Below are 15,536 nucleotides of genomic sequence, written 5' to 3'. Positions count from 1 at the left end.
GCCATGACTGCCCGCCTGATCTATGTGATGGACCCGATGTGCTCCTGGTGCTGGGGTTTCGCGCCAGTGGCCGCGGCCCTGATCGCACAGGCCGCCGAGGCGGGCGTCAGCACCCGGCTGGTGCCGGGCGGCCTGCGCACTGGCGGCAGTGCGCTGGACAGCTCGACCCGCAAGTACATCCTCGAACACTGGCAGGCGGTGGCCGAAGCCACCGGGCAGCCGTTTCGTTTCGAAGGCGCCATGCCCGACGGCTTTGTCTATGACACCGAGCCGGCCTGCCGCGCCCTGGTCACGGCCCGCGAGCTGGACGCCGAACGTGTCTGGCCGCTGCTGGCGCTGATCCAGCGTTCCTTCTACGAGCAGGGCGTGGATGTCACCCGCGCCCCGCAACTGGTCGAGCTGGCCGAGCAGGCCGGCTTCAACCGCGAACTTTTCGCCCAACGGTTCGCCAGCCATGACATCCGCGCCGCCACCAGCGCGGACATAAGCTGGGTGCAGGACCTGGGCATTGCCGGCTTCCCGACCCTGCTGGCCGAGCGCAATGGCCAGCTGGCCCTGCTGACCAACGGCTACCAGCCGCTGGACGGCCTGCAACCGCTGCTTGGCCGCTGGCTGCAGCAGGCCGTCTGTGCTTGAGCTGCCAGGGTCGCCAGACCCTGTGCCAGGGAAGCCCGCTGCTGTGCCTGATCGCCTGAGCTGGGCGGAAATCCGCCGCCTGGCCCTGCATCACAAGAAAAACCTCTGGACCGCCAACCTGGTCGCGGTGCTGGCGGCCTGTTGCAGCGTGCCGATCCCGTTGCTGCTGCCGTTGCTGGTCGATGAAGTGCTGCTGGGCCACGGTGATGCAGCACTGAAATGGATGAACCACCTGCTGCCGAGTGGTTGGCAGGTAGCGGCCGGCTACATCGGCCTGATGCTGGCGGCCACGCTGTGCCTGCGCGTGGCGGCGCTGGCCTTCAACGTGGTGCAGGCCAAGTTGTTCGCCGGGCTGGCCAAGGACATCGTCTACCGCCTGCGCATTCGCCTGATCGAGCGCCTCAAGCGCATCTCGCTCAAGGAATACGAAAGCCTCGGCAGCGGCACCGTGACCACTCACCTGGTCACCGACCTGGATACCCTCGACAAGTTCGTCGGCGAGACCCTCAGCCGCTTCCTGGTGGCCATGCTGACCCTTACCGGCACGGCGGCGATCCTGATCTGGATGCACTGGAAGCTGGCGTTGCTGATCCTGTTGTTCAACCCGCTGGTGATCTACTTCACCGTGCAGTTGGGCAAGCGCGTCAAGCACCTGAAGAAACTCGAGAACGACAGCACCTCGCGCTTTACCCAGGCGCTCTCGGAAACCCTGGATGCCATCCAGGAAATCCGCGCCGGCAACCGCCAGGGCTACTTCCTCGGGCGCCTCGGCCTGCGTGCCCGTGAAGTGCGCGACTACGCCGTGGAGTCGCAATGGAAGAGCGATGCCAGTGGGCGTGCCAGTGGCCTGCTGTTCCAGTTCGGCATCGATATCTTCCGTGCGGCGGCGATGCTCACCGTGCTGTTCTCCGATCTGTCGATCGGGCAGATGCTGGCAGTGTTCAGCTACCTGTGGTTCATGATCGGCCCGGTGGAGCAGTTGCTCAACCTGCAATATGCCTACTACGCCGCGGGCGGCGCGCTGAGCCGGCTCAACGAGCTGATGTCGCGGGCTGACGAACCGCAGTACCCGGCCGCCAGCGACCCGTTCGCCGGCCGTGAGACGGTGGGCATCGAGGTGCGCGACCTGCGCTTTGCCTATGCCGACGAGCCAGTGCTCGACCAGTTGAACCTGGCCATTGCCCCCGGTGAAAAGGTGGCCATCGTCGGTGCCAGTGGTGGCGGCAAGAGCACCCTGGTACAGCTGCTGCTGGGGCTGTACAGCGCCCAGGCCGGGACTATCCGCTTTGGCGGTGCCAGCCTGCAGGAAATCGGCCTTGAGACCCTGCGCGAGAACGTCGCGGTGGTGCTGCAGCACCCGTCGCTGTTCAACGACAGCGTGCGCGCCAACCTGACCATGGGCCGAGAGTGCAGCGACGAGGCCTGCTGGCAGGCACTGCGCATCGCCCAGCTGGACGCCACCATCGCCGCCTTGCCGCAAGGGCTGGACAGCGTGGTCGGCCGTTCGGGGGTGCGCCTGTCGGGTGGCCAGCGCCAGCGCCTGGCAATTGCCCGCATGGTCCTGGCCGAGCCCAAGGTGGTGATTCTCGATGAGGCCACCTCGGCGCTGGATGCTGCCACCGAGTACAACCTGCACCAGGCATTGGCGCGTTTTCTCAGTGGCCGGACCACGCTGATCATTGCTCACCGTTTGTCGGCGGTGAAGCAGGCCGACCGCGTGCTGGTGTTCGACGGCGGGCATGTGGCCGAGGATGGCGACCATCAGCAGCTGATTGCCGAAGGTGGCTTGTATGCCAAGTTGTATGGGCATTTGCAGCAGACCTGACAGCTTGGGTTTTGTGGTGGGGCGCAGATCGAGCGCCGCCCGCGCGGCGCATCGCGAGCTATGCTCGCTCCTACGTTTGTTTCGGGCCAGTCATTCCTGGGGGATTTGCGCGCGGACGCCTTGGCGCATGGCGCGATATCGTGTCGTACCAACAAGGCGATCGCGCGCGCCAGTAACAGGCGTTACTGCCCGGAAACAAACGTAGGAGCGAGCGTAGCTCGCGATGCGCCGCGCGGGCGGCGCTCGATTTTTCAGGCGCCGAGCATCTCTCGGCGAACTCCCCCCAAAATTCCCCTCCATGCAGATGGCAAATGGCCTACGCTGAGCTTGTCTGGGTTGATTCAAAGTCTTATCTGCTCTGCGACAGGGACTAAATGAAGGGAAATCGCACTCAAGAAGCGCCAAGACTGGTAGGTATCATCTGGCCCTTCATCGCCGTTGTCGTGTTCCAGGTATTGCTGGGTAGCCTCAGCCTTTATGCATTGTCGGCGGTGCGTGCCTACGTGGCCGGTGAAAGCCTTTGGTCCAAGGCGCAGAAAGATGCCATCTATTACCTCAACCTGTATGCCGATGACCGCGACGAGCGGACTTACCAACGCTATCGCCAGGTCATGGCCGTGCCCCAGGGCGACCACGAGCTGCGCGAGCTCCTCGACCAGGCCAGCCCGGACCTGGAGGGCGCCCGCCTGGCCGTGCTGCAGGGCGGCAATCACCCGGACGATGTCGACCGGATCATCTGGTTCTACCGCAACTTCCGCCAGATCAGCTACATGCAGACGGCGATCGAGTACTGGAACATCGGCGATGACTACCTGACCAAGCTCAATGTGCTGGCCAGCGAGATGCACGATGGTTTCGCCCGCGGGCAGGTCGGCCCGACCCAGCTCAGTGAGTGGAAGGGCCGTATCGTGGCGATCAACGAAGGTGTCACGCCGGCTGCCAAGGCCTTCAGTGACGCCCTGGGTGAAGGCTCGCGGATGCTGCTGCGGGTGCTGCTGGTCACCAACCTGCTGACTGCACTGTTCCTCATCACCATTGCCTGGCGCCGTTCGAGCAAGCTGCTGGCCCAGCGCCAGGCCTTTGCCAATGCCCTGCGCGAGGAAAAGGAGCGGGCCCAGATCACCCTCGAAGCGATTGGCGATGCGGTGATCACCGCCGATGTCGAGGGCAACATCGGCTACATGAACCCTGCGGCCGAGCAGCTGACCCACTGGCAGTCCGGCCAGGCCCTGGGCCTGCCGCTGGGGGCGCTGTTCAGTCTGCTCGACGAGCAGGAAGGGGGCGAAGGCTGCACGCTGGTCGAACAGGTGCTCAGTGGCAGCCTCAAGGGCGGCGCCGAGCATGCCCGGCTGATCCAGCGCCTGGATGGCAGCACGGTGTCGGTCAACCTGGTCGGCTCGCCGATCATCAACAACGACCAGGTGGCCGGTATCGTGCTGGTGCTGCACGATATGACCCAGGAGCGCCAGTACATCGCCAACCTGTCGTGGCAAGCCACCCATGACGCCTTGACCGGCCTGGCCAACCGCCGCGAATTCGAATACCGCCTGGAGCAGGCGCTCAATGGCCTGGTACGCCAGGCTGGGCGGCATTCGCTGATGTTCCTCGACCTCGACCAGTTCAAGCTGGTCAACGACACCTGCGGCCATGCGGCTGGCGACGAACTGCTCAGGCACATCTGTGCGGTGCTGCAGTCGGGGCTGCGCGAAGGCGACACCCTGGCCCGCCTGGGCGGCGACGAGTTTGGTGTGCTGCTGGAAAATTGCCCGGCCGAACAGGCCGAGCGCATCGGCGAAAACCTGCGCCAGGCCGTGCAGAGCCTGCACTTCGTGTGGAAGGGCAGGCCGTTCGTGACCACCGTCAGTATTGGCCTGGTGCATATGGCGCAGGCACCGGGTTCGCTGGAGGCTTCGCTGCGGGCTGCCGACATGGCGTGCTACATGGCCAAGGAAAAGGGCCGTAACCGGGTGCAGGTGTACCACGCCGACGACAGCGAACTGTCCATGCGCTTTGGTGAAATGGCCTGGATCCAGCGCCTGCATGTGGCCCTGGAGGAAAATCGCTTCTGTCTGTATTGCCAGGAAATCGCCGCGTTGAAGGCCATCGAAGGCCCAGGCCATATCGAGATTCTCCTGCGCCTGCACGACGAAAGTGGCCGCACCATCCTCCCCGACAGTTTCATTCCGGCCGCCGAGCGCTATGGCCTGATGACGGCGTTGGACCGTTGGGTGGTGCGCAACGTGTTCCAGGTCATCCGCCAATGCCTGGACGAAGAGCGGGGCGGGCCGCTGGCGATGTGCGCGATCAACCTGTCCGGGACGAGCATCGGCGACGACAACTTCCTCGAGTACCTGCAGCGGTTGTTCGTCGAGTACGCCATTCCGCCGCGCATGATCTGCTTCGAGATCACCGAGACCAGTGCCATTGCCAACCTTGGCAGTGCCATCCGCTTCATCAACGAATTGAAGGGGCTAGGTTGCAAGTTCTCCCTGGACGACTTCTGTGCCGGAATGTCGTCATTTGCCTATTTGAAACATTTACCCGTCGACTTCTTGAAGATCGACGGAAGTTTTGTCAAAGATATGCTCGACGACCCGGTCAATCGTGCCATGGTCGAGGTGATCAATCACATCGGGCATGTCATGGGCAAGCGGACCATCGCCGAGTTCGTCGAAACACCGTTGATCGAGCAGGCCTTGCAGGAGATCGGCGTGGATTACGCCCAGGGCTATCTGATTGAACGGCCACAGGTGTTCACCTGTGACAGTCTGCAGCGCCAACGGATTGCTGCGCGGCCCTTGCTGCATCGGGCGCCCGGTACTTTTCGCTGAATACACGTCCGCAAAATCACAAGGATCAAGGAGCTGAAAGTGATTGATGCATTCGTACGTATCGGGCCCTTGATGGACCCGGCCAGTTACCCCCAGTGGGCCCAGCAGCTGATCGAGGATTGCCGTGAGAGCAAGCGCCGGGTGGTCGAACACGAGTTCTACCAGCGCCTGCGTGATGGCCAGCTGCGCCAGTCGACCATTCGCCAGTACCTGATCGGTGGCTGGCCGGTGGTCGAGCAATTCTCCCTGTACATGGCCCATAACCTGACCAAGACCCGCTATGCCCGCCACCCTGGCGAGGACATGGCGCGGCGTTGGCTGATGCGCAACATTCGCGTCGAGCTCAACCATGCCGACTACTGGGTCAACTGGTGCCAGGCCCATGGCGTGCACCTGCATCAGCTTCAGGCCCAGGATGTCCCGCCGGAACTTAACGGCCTCAACGACTGGTGCTGGCGCGTGTGCACCACCGAGTCACTGGCGATTGCCATGGCGGCGACCAACTACGCGATCGAGGGGGCGACCGGCGAATGGTCGGCGGTGGTGTGCGCCGAGGATACCTATGCCATGGGCTTCCCGGAGGACCAGCGCAAGCGGGCGATGAAATGGCTGAAGATGCATGCCCAGTATGACGACGCACACCCATGGGAGGCGCTGGAGATCATCTGCACGCTGGCGGGTGAGAACCCGACCCTGGGGCTGCGCAACGAGTTGCGCAAGGCGATCTGCAAGAGCTACGACTGCATGTACCTGTTCCTGGAGCGGTGCATGCAGCTGGAAGGGCGCCAGCAAGGGCGAATGCGCCCGGCCTTGGCCGCCGGCTGAAACCTGCACTGGCCCCTTCGCGGGCAAGTCGGGGCGCCGAACCGCCGCTCCCACAGGTACTTCACCGGCCTTGCGGTTTGTGCAATCCCTGTGGCTCCCACAGGTACTTCACTGGCCTTGCGGTTTGTGCAATCCCTGTGGGAGCTGGCTTGCCTGCGAAAGGGCTGCGAAGCAGCCCCGGCAATCTCAAGCCTTACTGGGCGTTGAGCGCCTGCCCATTCACATCTTTGCTGTCTGGCCCCATCAGGTACAGATAGACCGGCATGATTTCTTCCGGCAGCGGGTTGTTCTGCGGGTTCTCGCTAGGGTACGCCTGGGCGCGCATGGCCGTGCGCGTGGCGCCCGGGTTGATGCTGTTGGAGCGCACCGGCGCCACGCCTTCCAGCTCATCGGCCAGGGTCTGCATCAGCCCTTCGGTGGCGAACTTCGACACGCCGTAGGCGCCCCAGTAGGCCCGGCCCTTGCGCCCGACGCTGCTGGAGGTGAACACCACCGAGGCGTCCTCGGACAGCTTGAGCAGCGGCAGCAGGGTGCTGGTGAGCATGAAGGTGGCGTTGACGTTGATGTGCATCACACGCATGAAGTTGTCGCCCGACAGCTGCTCCAGCGGTGTGCGCGGGCCAATGATCGAGGCATTGTTGAGCAGCCCGTCGAGGCGGCCGAACTGCTCTTCGATCATCACTGCCAGCTCGTCGTACTGGTGCGGCAGGGCGGTTTCCAGGTTGAACGGGATGACCACCGGCTGCGGGTGGCCGGCAGCCTCGATCTGGTCGTAGACCTCGTTGAGGTTGGCCTCGGTCTTGCCCAGCAGCAGCACGGTGGCGCCCAGGGCGGCATAGGCCTTGGCGGCAGCGGCGCCGATGCCGCGACCGGCACCGGTGACCAGGATGACGCGGCCGGCGAGCAGGCCGGGGCGGGCGGTGTAGTCGAACATTGATTATTCCCTATCTCTATGGGCTGACGCGGCCCCTGTGGGAGCAACTTTCTTGCTCAATTTCCAGAATCTAGCGCGCCCCCTGTGGGAGCGGGCTTGCCCGCGAACACGGGCGCAGCCCGTGCCAGCCACCGTGGTGCCTGCTTCGCGGGCAAGCCCGCTCCCACAGGGTGGGTCGTCAGTCGTTGCGAGTCAGCAGCCGCACAGGGCGCTGTCGATCACCTTGCGCAGTTCCAGCGGGTGGTCCACCACCACATCGGCGCCCCAGTTGTTCGGGTTGTCCTCTGGATGAATATAGCCGTAGCGCACGGCTGCCGTGCGGGTGCCAGCGTCGCGGCCGGACTCGATGTCGCGCAGGTCGTCGCCGACGAACAGCACGCTGGCAGGGTCCAGGTCCAGGGTCTTGCAAGCGAGAATCAGCGGCTCCGGGTCGGGCTTGCTGTTTTTCACGTGGTCCGGGCAGATCAGCAGTGCCGAACGCTCGGCCAGGCCCAGTTGCTGCATGATCGGCTCGGCGAAGCGCACCGGCTTGTTGGTCACCACGCCCCACAGCAGGTTGCCCTTTTCGATATCGGCCAGCAGCTCGCCCATGCCATCGAACAGCTTGCTGTGCACGGCGCAGTCACGCTGGTAGCGCTCGAGGAATTCCAGGCGCAGGGCCTCGAAGCCTTCGGCCTCGGGGTCCATGGCGAAGGTTGCCGCAACCATGGCGCGGGCGCCGCCCGAGATCACGTCGCGGATCAGTTGGTCATCGATGGCCGGCAGGCCGCGCTCGGCGAGCATGGCCTGGCAGATGGCGATGAAGTCCGGCGCCGTGTCGAGCAGGGTGCCGTCCATGTCGAAGAGTACTGCTCGCAAACGCATGCTCATTCCTCGCGCAGGGTCTGGATCATGTAGTTGACGTCAACGTCGCTGCTCAGCTTGTAGTGCTTGGTCAGCGGGTTGTAGGTCAGGCCGATGATGTCCTTGACCTCGAGGCCGGCGGCACGGCTCCAGGCGCCGAGCTCGGACGGGCGGATGAACTTCTTGAAGTCGTGGGTGCCGCGCGGCAGCATCTTGAGGATGTACTCGGCGCCGACGATGGCCAGCAGGTAGGCCTTGGGGTTGCGGTTGATGGTCGAGAAGAACACCTGGCCGCCAGGCTTGACCATGCGGTAGCAGGCGCGGATGACCGAGGACGGGTCGGGCACGTGCTCGAGCATCTCCAGGCAGGTGACCACGTCGAACTGCTCGGGCATCTCTTCGGCCAGGGCTTCGGCGGTGATCTGCCGGTACTCGACCTCGACGCCCGACTCCAGCTGGTGCAGCTGGGCAACGGCCAGTGGCGCCTCGCCCATGTCGATGCCGGTGACGGTCGCGCCGCGCAAGGCCATGGCCTCGCTGAGGATGCCGCCGCCGCAGCCGACGTCCAGCACTTTCTTGCCAGCCAGGCCGACGCGCTCGTCAATCCAGTTGACGCGCAGCGGGTTGATGTCGTGCAGCGGCTTGAACTCGCTTTCGCGGTCCCACCAGCGGTGGGCCAAGGCTTCGAACTTGGCGATTTCGGCGTGGTCGACGTTGCTCATTGAACAATCCTCTGGAACTTGCACTTCAAATGGGGCGCAGTATACCCGAGCGTCTGCGGCCGAGGGTCGCTATAATCGCCGGCTTTTGATATCCAAACGACGGGGAGAGGCAATGCGCGAGCGACTTTTGGCGGCGGAGAAGGTGACCGGGATGCGCTGGCAAGGCGGCGCCCTGCACCTGCTCGACCAGCGCCTGCTGCCGTCGGAAGAACGCTGGCTGACCTGCGACAATGTCGCGCAGGTGGTGGCGGCGATCCGCGACATGGCCGTGCGCGGTGCCGCAGCCATCGGCATTGCTGCGGCCTACGGGCTGGTCCTGGCCCTGGAAGAGCGCCTGGCCCAGGGTGGCGACTGGGAGATGGACCTGGAAGAGGACTTCCTCAGCCTGGCCGAAGCCCGGCCCACCGCGGCCAACCTGTTCTGGGCGCTGAACCGCATGCGTGAGCGCCTGCTGCGTGTGCGTGGTGATGATGACGTGCTGGCTGCGCTGGAAGCCGAAGCGATTGCCATCCATGAGAGCGACCGCGAAGCCAACCTGACCATGGCTCAGCATGGCATCGAGCTGATTCGTCGTCACCAGGGCAACGAGCAGACCTTGCTGACCTACGGCAACGCCGGTGCCCTGGCCAGTGGTGGTATCGGCACGGCCCTTGGGGTGATACGCGCCGGTTATCTGGAAGGCATGGTCGAGCGGGTCTATGCCGGCGAGACCCGCCCTTGGCTGCAAGGCTCGCGCCTGACGGCCTGGGAGCTGGCCCAAGAAGGCATCCCAGTGACCCTGTGCGCCGATTCGGCGCTGGCCCACCTGATGAAGACCAAGGGGATCACCTGGGTGGTGGTCGGCGCCGACTGCATCGCCGCCAACGGCGACGTGGCCGGCAAGATCGGCACCTACCAGCTGGCCGTCAGCGCCATGCACCATGGCGTGCGCTTCATGGTGGTGGCGCCGAGCACCAGCATCGACCTCAACCTGGCCACCGGTGAGGACATTCCGCTGGAAGAGCGTGAGGCCGATGAGTTGCTGGACTATGCCGGGACCCGTGTGGCGCCGCAGGTCGAGGCCTTCAACCCGGTGTTCGATGTGACGCCGGCCGACCTGATCGACGTGATCGTCACCGAGCGTGGCATCGTCGAGCGGCCGGATGCTGCCAAGCTGGCGCAGCTGATGTGTCGCAAGCGGTTGCATTGATTGCCGCCTGTGCCGGCCTCTTCGCGGGTAAACCCGCTCCCACAGGTACATCACGGCACTCAGGCCCTGCAATCTCCCTGTGGGAGCGGGTTTACCCGCGAAGAGGCCTGCACAGGCCATGGAAATCCCGAGATTTGCTCCGGCTTGAGGCCACCTGCCACATCTCCCCACCTTCTCGCCTTTGTGATAACATCCGGCAGTTTCCAAGACCGCCCACAAAGGCGGCCTTCATTGCGCAGATCCATGCAACAACTCATTGATTTGTCGTAAGTCGTCGCACCCCTATGCGCTGCGGCGGCGAGCTTCGTTCGGCCCTTGATGGAGCTGCGAAGTTTCACCAGAAAAAGGAATCAGGCTTCTCATGGGCGAACTGGCCAAAGAAATCCTCCCGGTCAATATCGAAGACGAACTGAGACAGTCTTACCTCGACTACGCGATGAGCGTGATTGTCGGGCGAGCGCTGCCCGATGCGCGTGACGGCTTGAAGCCCGTGCATCGCCGTGTCCTCTATGCAATGAGCGAACTGGGCAACGACTGGAACAAGCCGTACAAGAAATCCGCCCGTGTGGTCGGTGACGTGATCGGTAAGTACCACCCGCACGGCGACACTGCGGTCTACGACACCATCGTGCGTATGGCCCAGCCGTTCTCGCTGCGCTACCTGCTGGTCGACGGCCAGGGCAACTTCGGTTCGGTCGACGGCGACAACGCCGCGGCCATGCGATACACCGAAGTGCGCATGACCAAGCTGGCCCACGAGCTGCTGGCCGACCTGCACAAGGAAACCGTCGACTGGGTGCCCAACTACGACGGCACCGAGCAGATCCCGGCGGTCATGCCGACCCGTATCCCCAACCTGCTGGTCAACGGCTCCAGCGGTATCGCCGTGGGCATGGCGACCAACATCCCGCCACACAACCTCGGTGAAGTCATCGACGGTTGCCTGGCGCTGATCGACAACCCGGACGTCACCATCGATGAGCTGATGCAGTTCATCCCGGGTCCGGACTTCCCGACGGCCGGTATCATCAACGGCCGCCAGGGCATCATCGAGGCCTACCGTACCGGCCGTGGCCGCATCTACATGCGCGCCCGCTCCGAGATCGAAGACATCGACAAGGTCGGTGGCCGCCAGCAGATCGTCATCACCGAACTGCCGTACCAGCTGAACAAGGCCCGCCTGATCGAGAAGATCGCCGAGCTGGTCAAAGAGAAGAAGATCGAAGGCATCACCGAGCTGCGCGACGAGTCCGACAAGGACGGCATGCGCATCGTCATCGAGCTGCGCCGCGGCGAGGTGCCGGAGGTGGTGCTCAACAACCTCTACCAGCAGACCCAGCTGCAGAGCGTGTTCGGCATCAACGTGGTTGCCCTGGTCGACGGTCGTCCGCGCCTGCTCAACCTCAAGGACCTGCTCGAAGCGTTCGTCCGTCACCGCCGTGAAGTGGTGACCCGCCGTACCGTGTTCGAGCTGCGCAAGGCCCGTGAGCGTGGCCACATCCTTGAAGGCCAGGCAGTCGCGCTGTCCAACATCGACCCGGTCATCGCCCTGATCAAGGCCTCGCCGACGCCGTCCGAAGCCAAGGAAGCCCTGGTTTCCACGCCGTGGGAATCCAGTGCCGTGCAGGTCATGGTCGAGCGCGCCGGTGCCGATTCCTGCCGCCCTGAAGACCTGCCGGAGCAATACGGCCTGCGTGAAGGCAAGTATTACCTGTCGCCGGAACAGGCCCAGGCCATCCTCGACCTGCGCCTGCACCGCCTGACTGGCCTGGAGCACGAGAAGCTGCTGGCCGAGTACCAGGAGATCCTGGAGCAGATCGGCGAGCTGATCCGCATCCTCAGCAGCGCCCAGCGCCTGATGGAAGTGATCCGCGAAGAGCTGGAAGCCATCCGTGCCGAGTACGGCGATGCCCGCCGCACCGAAATCCTCGATGCCCGTCACGACCTCAACTACGGCGACATGATCCCGGAAGAAGAGCGCGTGGTGACCATCTCCCACGGCGGCTATGCCAAGACCCAGCCGTTGTCCGCCTACCAGGCCCAGCGCCGCGGCGGCAAGGGCAAGTCGGCTACCGGCGTGAAGGACGAGGACTACATCGAGCACCTGCTGGTCGCCAACAGCCATGCCACCCTGCTGCTGTTCTCCAGCAAGGGCAAGGTGTACTGGCTGAAGACCTACGACATCCCTGAAGCGTCGCGCGCCGCCCGTGGTCGCCCGCTGGTCAACCTGCTGCCGCTGGAGGAGGGTGAGCGCATCACCGCCATGCTGCAGATCGACCTCGAGGCCCTGCAGCAGAACGCCGACCCTGAAGAAGAGCTGGAAGACGGCGATGACGGTGTCATCGAAGGTGAAATCGTCGAAGCGGAAGAAATCGACGAGGAAGACGGCGACACCCCTGAGTGGGTGGCCGAGCCGACCGGCGCCTATATCTTCATGGCGACTGCTTCCGGTACCGTCAAGAAAACCCCGCTGGCACAGTTTGCCCGCCCACGCTCCAGCGGCCTGATCGCCCTGAAGCTGAAGGAAGGCGACACCCTGATCGCTGCGGCGATCACCGACGGTGCCAAGGAAGTCATGATGTTCTCCGACGCCGGCAAGGTGATCCGCTTCGCCGAAAGCGTGGTTCGCGAAATGGGCCGTACCGCCCGCGGCGTGCGTGGCATGAAGCTGGGCAAGGGCCAGCGGATCATTTCGATGCTGATCCCGGAGTCTGGCGCGCAGATCCTCACTGCCTCCGAGCGTGGCTTCGGCAAGCGCACCCCGCTGTCCAAGTTCCCGCGTCGCGGCCGTGGTGGCCAGGGCGTGATCGCCATGGGCACCAAAGGGCGCAACGGCCTGCTGATCGGCGCCATTCAGGTGCAGGAAGGCGAGGAAATCATGCTGATTTCCGACCAGGGTACCCTGGTGCGCACGCGGGTCGGTGAAGTGTCGAGCCTGGGCCGTAACACCCAGGGTGTGACCCTGATCAAGCTGGCCACCGACGAAACGCTGGTGGGCCTGGAGCGTATCCAGGAGCCATCCGAGGACGAACTCGATGATGTGATCGAGGCGGACGAGGAGGGCGTCGAGGCCGAAGCGCCGGATGATGAAGCTGCAGGCGCCGAAGAGGCGACCCAGGAATAAGCAAGCGTGAAACCCGAGCGGGGCGACCAAGGTCGCCCCGTTTGACTGATAAAGCCAGGCCATTGGGGCCGCTGCGCGGCCCATCGCCGGCAAGCGCGGCTCCCACAGGGGCCGCGTAGACCCCAAGGCTGACGCTGTACCTGTGGGAGCCGCGCTTGCCGGCGATGGGCTGCAAGGCAGCCCCAAGGCAGGCGACACAGCTTTGACTGGTCAGCACCGAATTACGATTTTGTTCTATTTGGCAGAGCGAGAGTGGATGTGAGCAAACGAGCCTTTAACTTCTGCGCAGGCCCTGCCGCGCTTCCTGACGCTGTGTTGCAGCGTGCCCAGGCCGAGATGCTGGACTGGAACGGCAAGGGCTTGTCGGTGATGGAGATGAGCCATCGCAGCGACGACTACGTGGCCATCGCCGAAAAGGCCGAGCAGGACCTGCGTGACCTGCTGTCCGTCCCCTCCAACTACAAGGTCCTGTTCCTGCAGGGCGGTGCCAGCCAGCAGTTCGCCGAAATTCCGCTGAACCTGCTGCCGGAAAACGGCACTGCCGACTACGTCGAAACCGGCATCTGGTCGAAGAAAGCCATCGAGGAAGCGCGCCGCTTCGGCACCGTCAACGTCGCCGCCAGCGCCAAGCCTTACGATTATCTGGCCATCCCTGGCCAGAACGAGTGGAAGCTGACCAAGAATGCTGCCTACGTCCACTATGCGTCCAACGAGACCATCGGTGGCCTGCAGTTCGACTGGGTTCCGGAAACCGGCGACGTACCGCTGGTGGTCGACATGTCTTCCGACATCCTCTCGCGCCCGATCGACGTCTCGCAGTACGGCATGATCTACGCCGGCGCGCAGAAGAACATCGGCCCGAGCGGCCTGGTGGTGGTGATTGTCCGTGAAGACCTGATCGGCCGCGCCCGCAGCAGCTGCCCGACCATGCTCGACTACAAGGTTGCGGCCGACAATGGCTCGATGTACAACACCCCGGCCACTTACTCCTGGTACCTCTCGGGCCTGGTCTTCGAGTGGCTCAAGGAGCAGGGTGGCGTCGAGGCCATGGAACAGCGCAACCGCGCCAAGAAGGACCGCCTGTACGGCTTCATCGACGCCAGCGAGTTCTACACCAACCCGATCAGCCACAACGCCCGTTCGTGGATGAACGTGCCGTTCCGCCTGGCTGACGAGCGCCTGGACAAGGCCTTCCTGGCCGGCGCCGACGCCCGTGGCCTGCTCAACCTCAAGGGCCACCGTTCGGTCGGCGGCATGCGCGCCTCGATCTACAACGCCCTGGGCCTGGAAGCAGTGGAAGGCCTGGTGGCCTACATGGCCGAATTCGAGAAGGAGCACGGCTGATGTCCGAACAGGAACTCAAAGCCCTGCGCGTGCGCATCGACAGCCTCGACGAGAAGATCCTCGAGCTGATCAGCGAGCGTGCCCGCTGCGCCGAAGAAGTGGCGCGGGTCAAGACCGCCTCGCTGGCCGAAGGCGAAAAGCCGGTGTTCTACCGGCCCGAGCGTGAAGCTGCCGTGCTCAAGCGCGTGATGGAGCGCAACAAGGGGCCGCTGGGCAACGAAGAGATGGCGCGGCTGTTCCGTGAAATCATGTCGTCCTGCCTGGCCCTGGAAGAGCCGCTCAAGGTCGCCTACCTCGGCCCGGAAGGCACCTTCACCCAGGCTGCAGCCATGAAGCACTTCGGCCACGCCGTGGTCAGTCGCCCGATGGCGGCCATCGACGAAGTGTTCCGCGAAGTGGCGGCCGGTGCCGTCAATTTCGGCGTGGTGCCGGTGGAAAACTCCACCGAGGGTGCGGTCAGCCACACCCTGGACAGCTTCCTCGAGCACGACATGGTGATCTGTGGCGAAGTCGAGCTGCGCATTCACCATCACCTGCTGGTGGGCGAGAACACCAAGACCAACAGCATCACCCGCATCTACTCCCATGCCCAGTCGCTGGCCCAGTGCCGCAAGTGGCTGGACGCGCACTACCCGAACGTCGAGCGCGTGGCTGTTTCGAGCAACGCCGAGGCGGCCAAGCGGGTCAAGGGCGAGTGGAACTCGGCGGCGATCGCCGGCGACATGGCGGCCAACCTGTATGGCCTGACCCGTCTGGCTGAAAAGATCGAAGACCGCCCGGACAACTCCACGCGCTTCCTGATGATTGGTCAGCAGGAAGTGCCGCCGACCGGCGACGACAAGACTTCGATCATCGTCTCGATGAGCAACAAGCCAGGTGCGCTGCACGAGCTGCTGGTGCCGTTCCACGAAAACGGCATCGACCTGACCCGTATCGAGACCCGTCCGTCGCGCAGCGGCAAATGGACCTACGTGTTCTTCATCGACTTCGTCGGCCACCACCGCGACCCGCTGATCAAGGCGGTGCTGGAGAAGATCAGCCAGGAGGCCGTGGCGCTGAAGGTGCTGGGGTCTTATCCGAAGGCGGTGCTTTGATCGAAGTTTGCCAGGGCCGCTGTGCGGCCCATCGCCGGCAAGCGCGGCTCCCACAGGTACAGTGCAAGACGCGCTCTTTGTGGGAGCCGCGCTTGCCGGCGATGGGCTGCAAGGCAGCCCCAATGGGCCTCACAGACTGCCTAGATTTCTGAACAGGGTTCGCACCAGT

The 15,536-nt window shown here is 64.1% G+C and carries 11 protein-coding genes; 8 read left to right on the top strand and 3 right to left on the bottom strand.

What is annotated here, in order from left to right; all coding sequences use genetic code 11:
* Positions 1-3 precede the first annotated feature (3 nt).
* The 4 genes from OCX61_RS20625 (at position 4) to OCX61_RS20610 (ending at position 6,117) form a co-directional block, all read left to right on the top strand.
* Positions 4-636: a DsbA family protein gene (locus tag OCX61_RS20625; protein WP_261941153.1), complete on the top strand. Its 633-nt coding sequence runs from the start codon at positions 4-6 to the stop codon at positions 634-636.
* On the top strand, positions 629-2,461 hold the full coding sequence (locus OCX61_RS20620) for an ABC transporter ATP-binding protein (RefSeq protein WP_261941152.1): 1,833 nt from the start codon (positions 629-631) through the stop codon (positions 2,459-2,461). Before OCX61_RS20625 ends, OCX61_RS20620 begins: the two co-directional genes overlap by 8 nt.
* A gap of 374 nt (positions 2,462-2,835) precedes the next feature.
* On the top strand, positions 2,836-5,292 hold the full coding sequence (locus tag OCX61_RS20615) for an EAL domain-containing protein (RefSeq protein WP_261941151.1): 2,457 nt from the start codon (positions 2,836-2,838) through the stop codon (positions 5,290-5,292).
* Between the two features lie 39 nt (positions 5,293-5,331).
* A complete protein-coding gene (locus tag OCX61_RS20610) occupies positions 5,332-6,117 on the top strand; it encodes an iron-containing redox enzyme family protein (RefSeq protein WP_261941150.1) in 786 nt (261 codons plus the stop codon).
* A gap of 193 nt (positions 6,118-6,310) precedes the next feature.
* Here the strand turns inward: OCX61_RS20610 and OCX61_RS20605 are convergent, their stop codons facing one another.
* The 3 genes from OCX61_RS20605 to ubiG all read right to left on the bottom strand — a co-directional run bounded on the left by OCX61_RS20605 (position 6,311) and on the right by ubiG (position 8,616).
* On the bottom strand, positions 6,311-7,051 hold the full coding sequence (locus OCX61_RS20605; RefSeq protein ID WP_103449589.1) for a YciK family oxidoreductase: 741 nt from the start codon (positions 7,049-7,051) through the stop codon (positions 6,311-6,313).
* A 192-nt stretch (positions 7,052-7,243) separates the two neighbouring features.
* Positions 7,244-7,915, bottom strand: coding sequence for an N-acetylmuramic acid 6-phosphate phosphatase MupP (mupP, locus tag OCX61_RS20600; RefSeq protein ID WP_110639598.1), 672 nt, complete (start codon positions 7,913-7,915; stop codon positions 7,244-7,246).
* A gap of 2 nt (positions 7,916-7,917) precedes the next feature.
* Positions 7,918-8,616 carry a bifunctional 2-polyprenyl-6-hydroxyphenol methylase/3-demethylubiquinol 3-O-methyltransferase UbiG gene (ubiG, locus tag OCX61_RS20595; RefSeq protein WP_261941149.1) on the bottom strand — a complete coding sequence of 233 codons (699 nt, stop codon included), beginning with the start codon at positions 8,614-8,616 and terminating at the stop codon, positions 7,918-7,920.
* 112 nt (positions 8,617-8,728) lie between these two features.
* On the opposite strand from ubiG, the gene mtnA reads away from it, so the two are divergent.
* The 4 genes from mtnA to pheA all read left to right on the top strand — a co-directional run bounded on the left by mtnA (position 8,729) and on the right by pheA (position 15,367).
* Entirely contained in the window at positions 8,729-9,805 is a 1,077-nt protein-coding gene (gene mtnA, locus OCX61_RS20590) for an S-methyl-5-thioribose-1-phosphate isomerase (protein ID WP_261941148.1), read from the top strand.
* 361 nt (positions 9,806-10,166) lie between these two features.
* Positions 10,167-12,929, top strand: coding sequence for a DNA gyrase subunit A (gene gyrA / locus OCX61_RS20585; RefSeq protein ID WP_261941147.1), 2,763 nt, complete (start codon positions 10,167-10,169; stop codon positions 12,927-12,929).
* Positions 12,930-13,187: 258 nt separating this feature from the next.
* The gene (serC, locus tag OCX61_RS20580; protein WP_054887178.1) at positions 13,188-14,273 is read left to right on the top strand and encodes a 3-phosphoserine/phosphohydroxythreonine transaminase; all 1,086 of its coding nucleotides are present in this window, start codon (positions 13,188-13,190) and stop codon (positions 14,271-14,273) included.
* A complete protein-coding gene (pheA, locus tag OCX61_RS20575; protein WP_261941146.1) occupies positions 14,273-15,367 on the top strand; it encodes a prephenate dehydratase in 1,095 nt (364 codons plus the stop codon). The genes serC and pheA overlap by 1 nt, the downstream gene beginning before the upstream one ends.
* Positions 15,368-15,536 lie beyond the last annotated feature (169 nt).

Source organism: Pseudomonas sp. LRP2-20 (assembly GCF_024349685.1).
GTDB lineage: Bacteria > Pseudomonadota > Gammaproteobacteria > Pseudomonadales > Pseudomonadaceae > Aquipseudomonas.
This window is presented reverse-complemented; position numbering and strand designations above follow the sequence as displayed.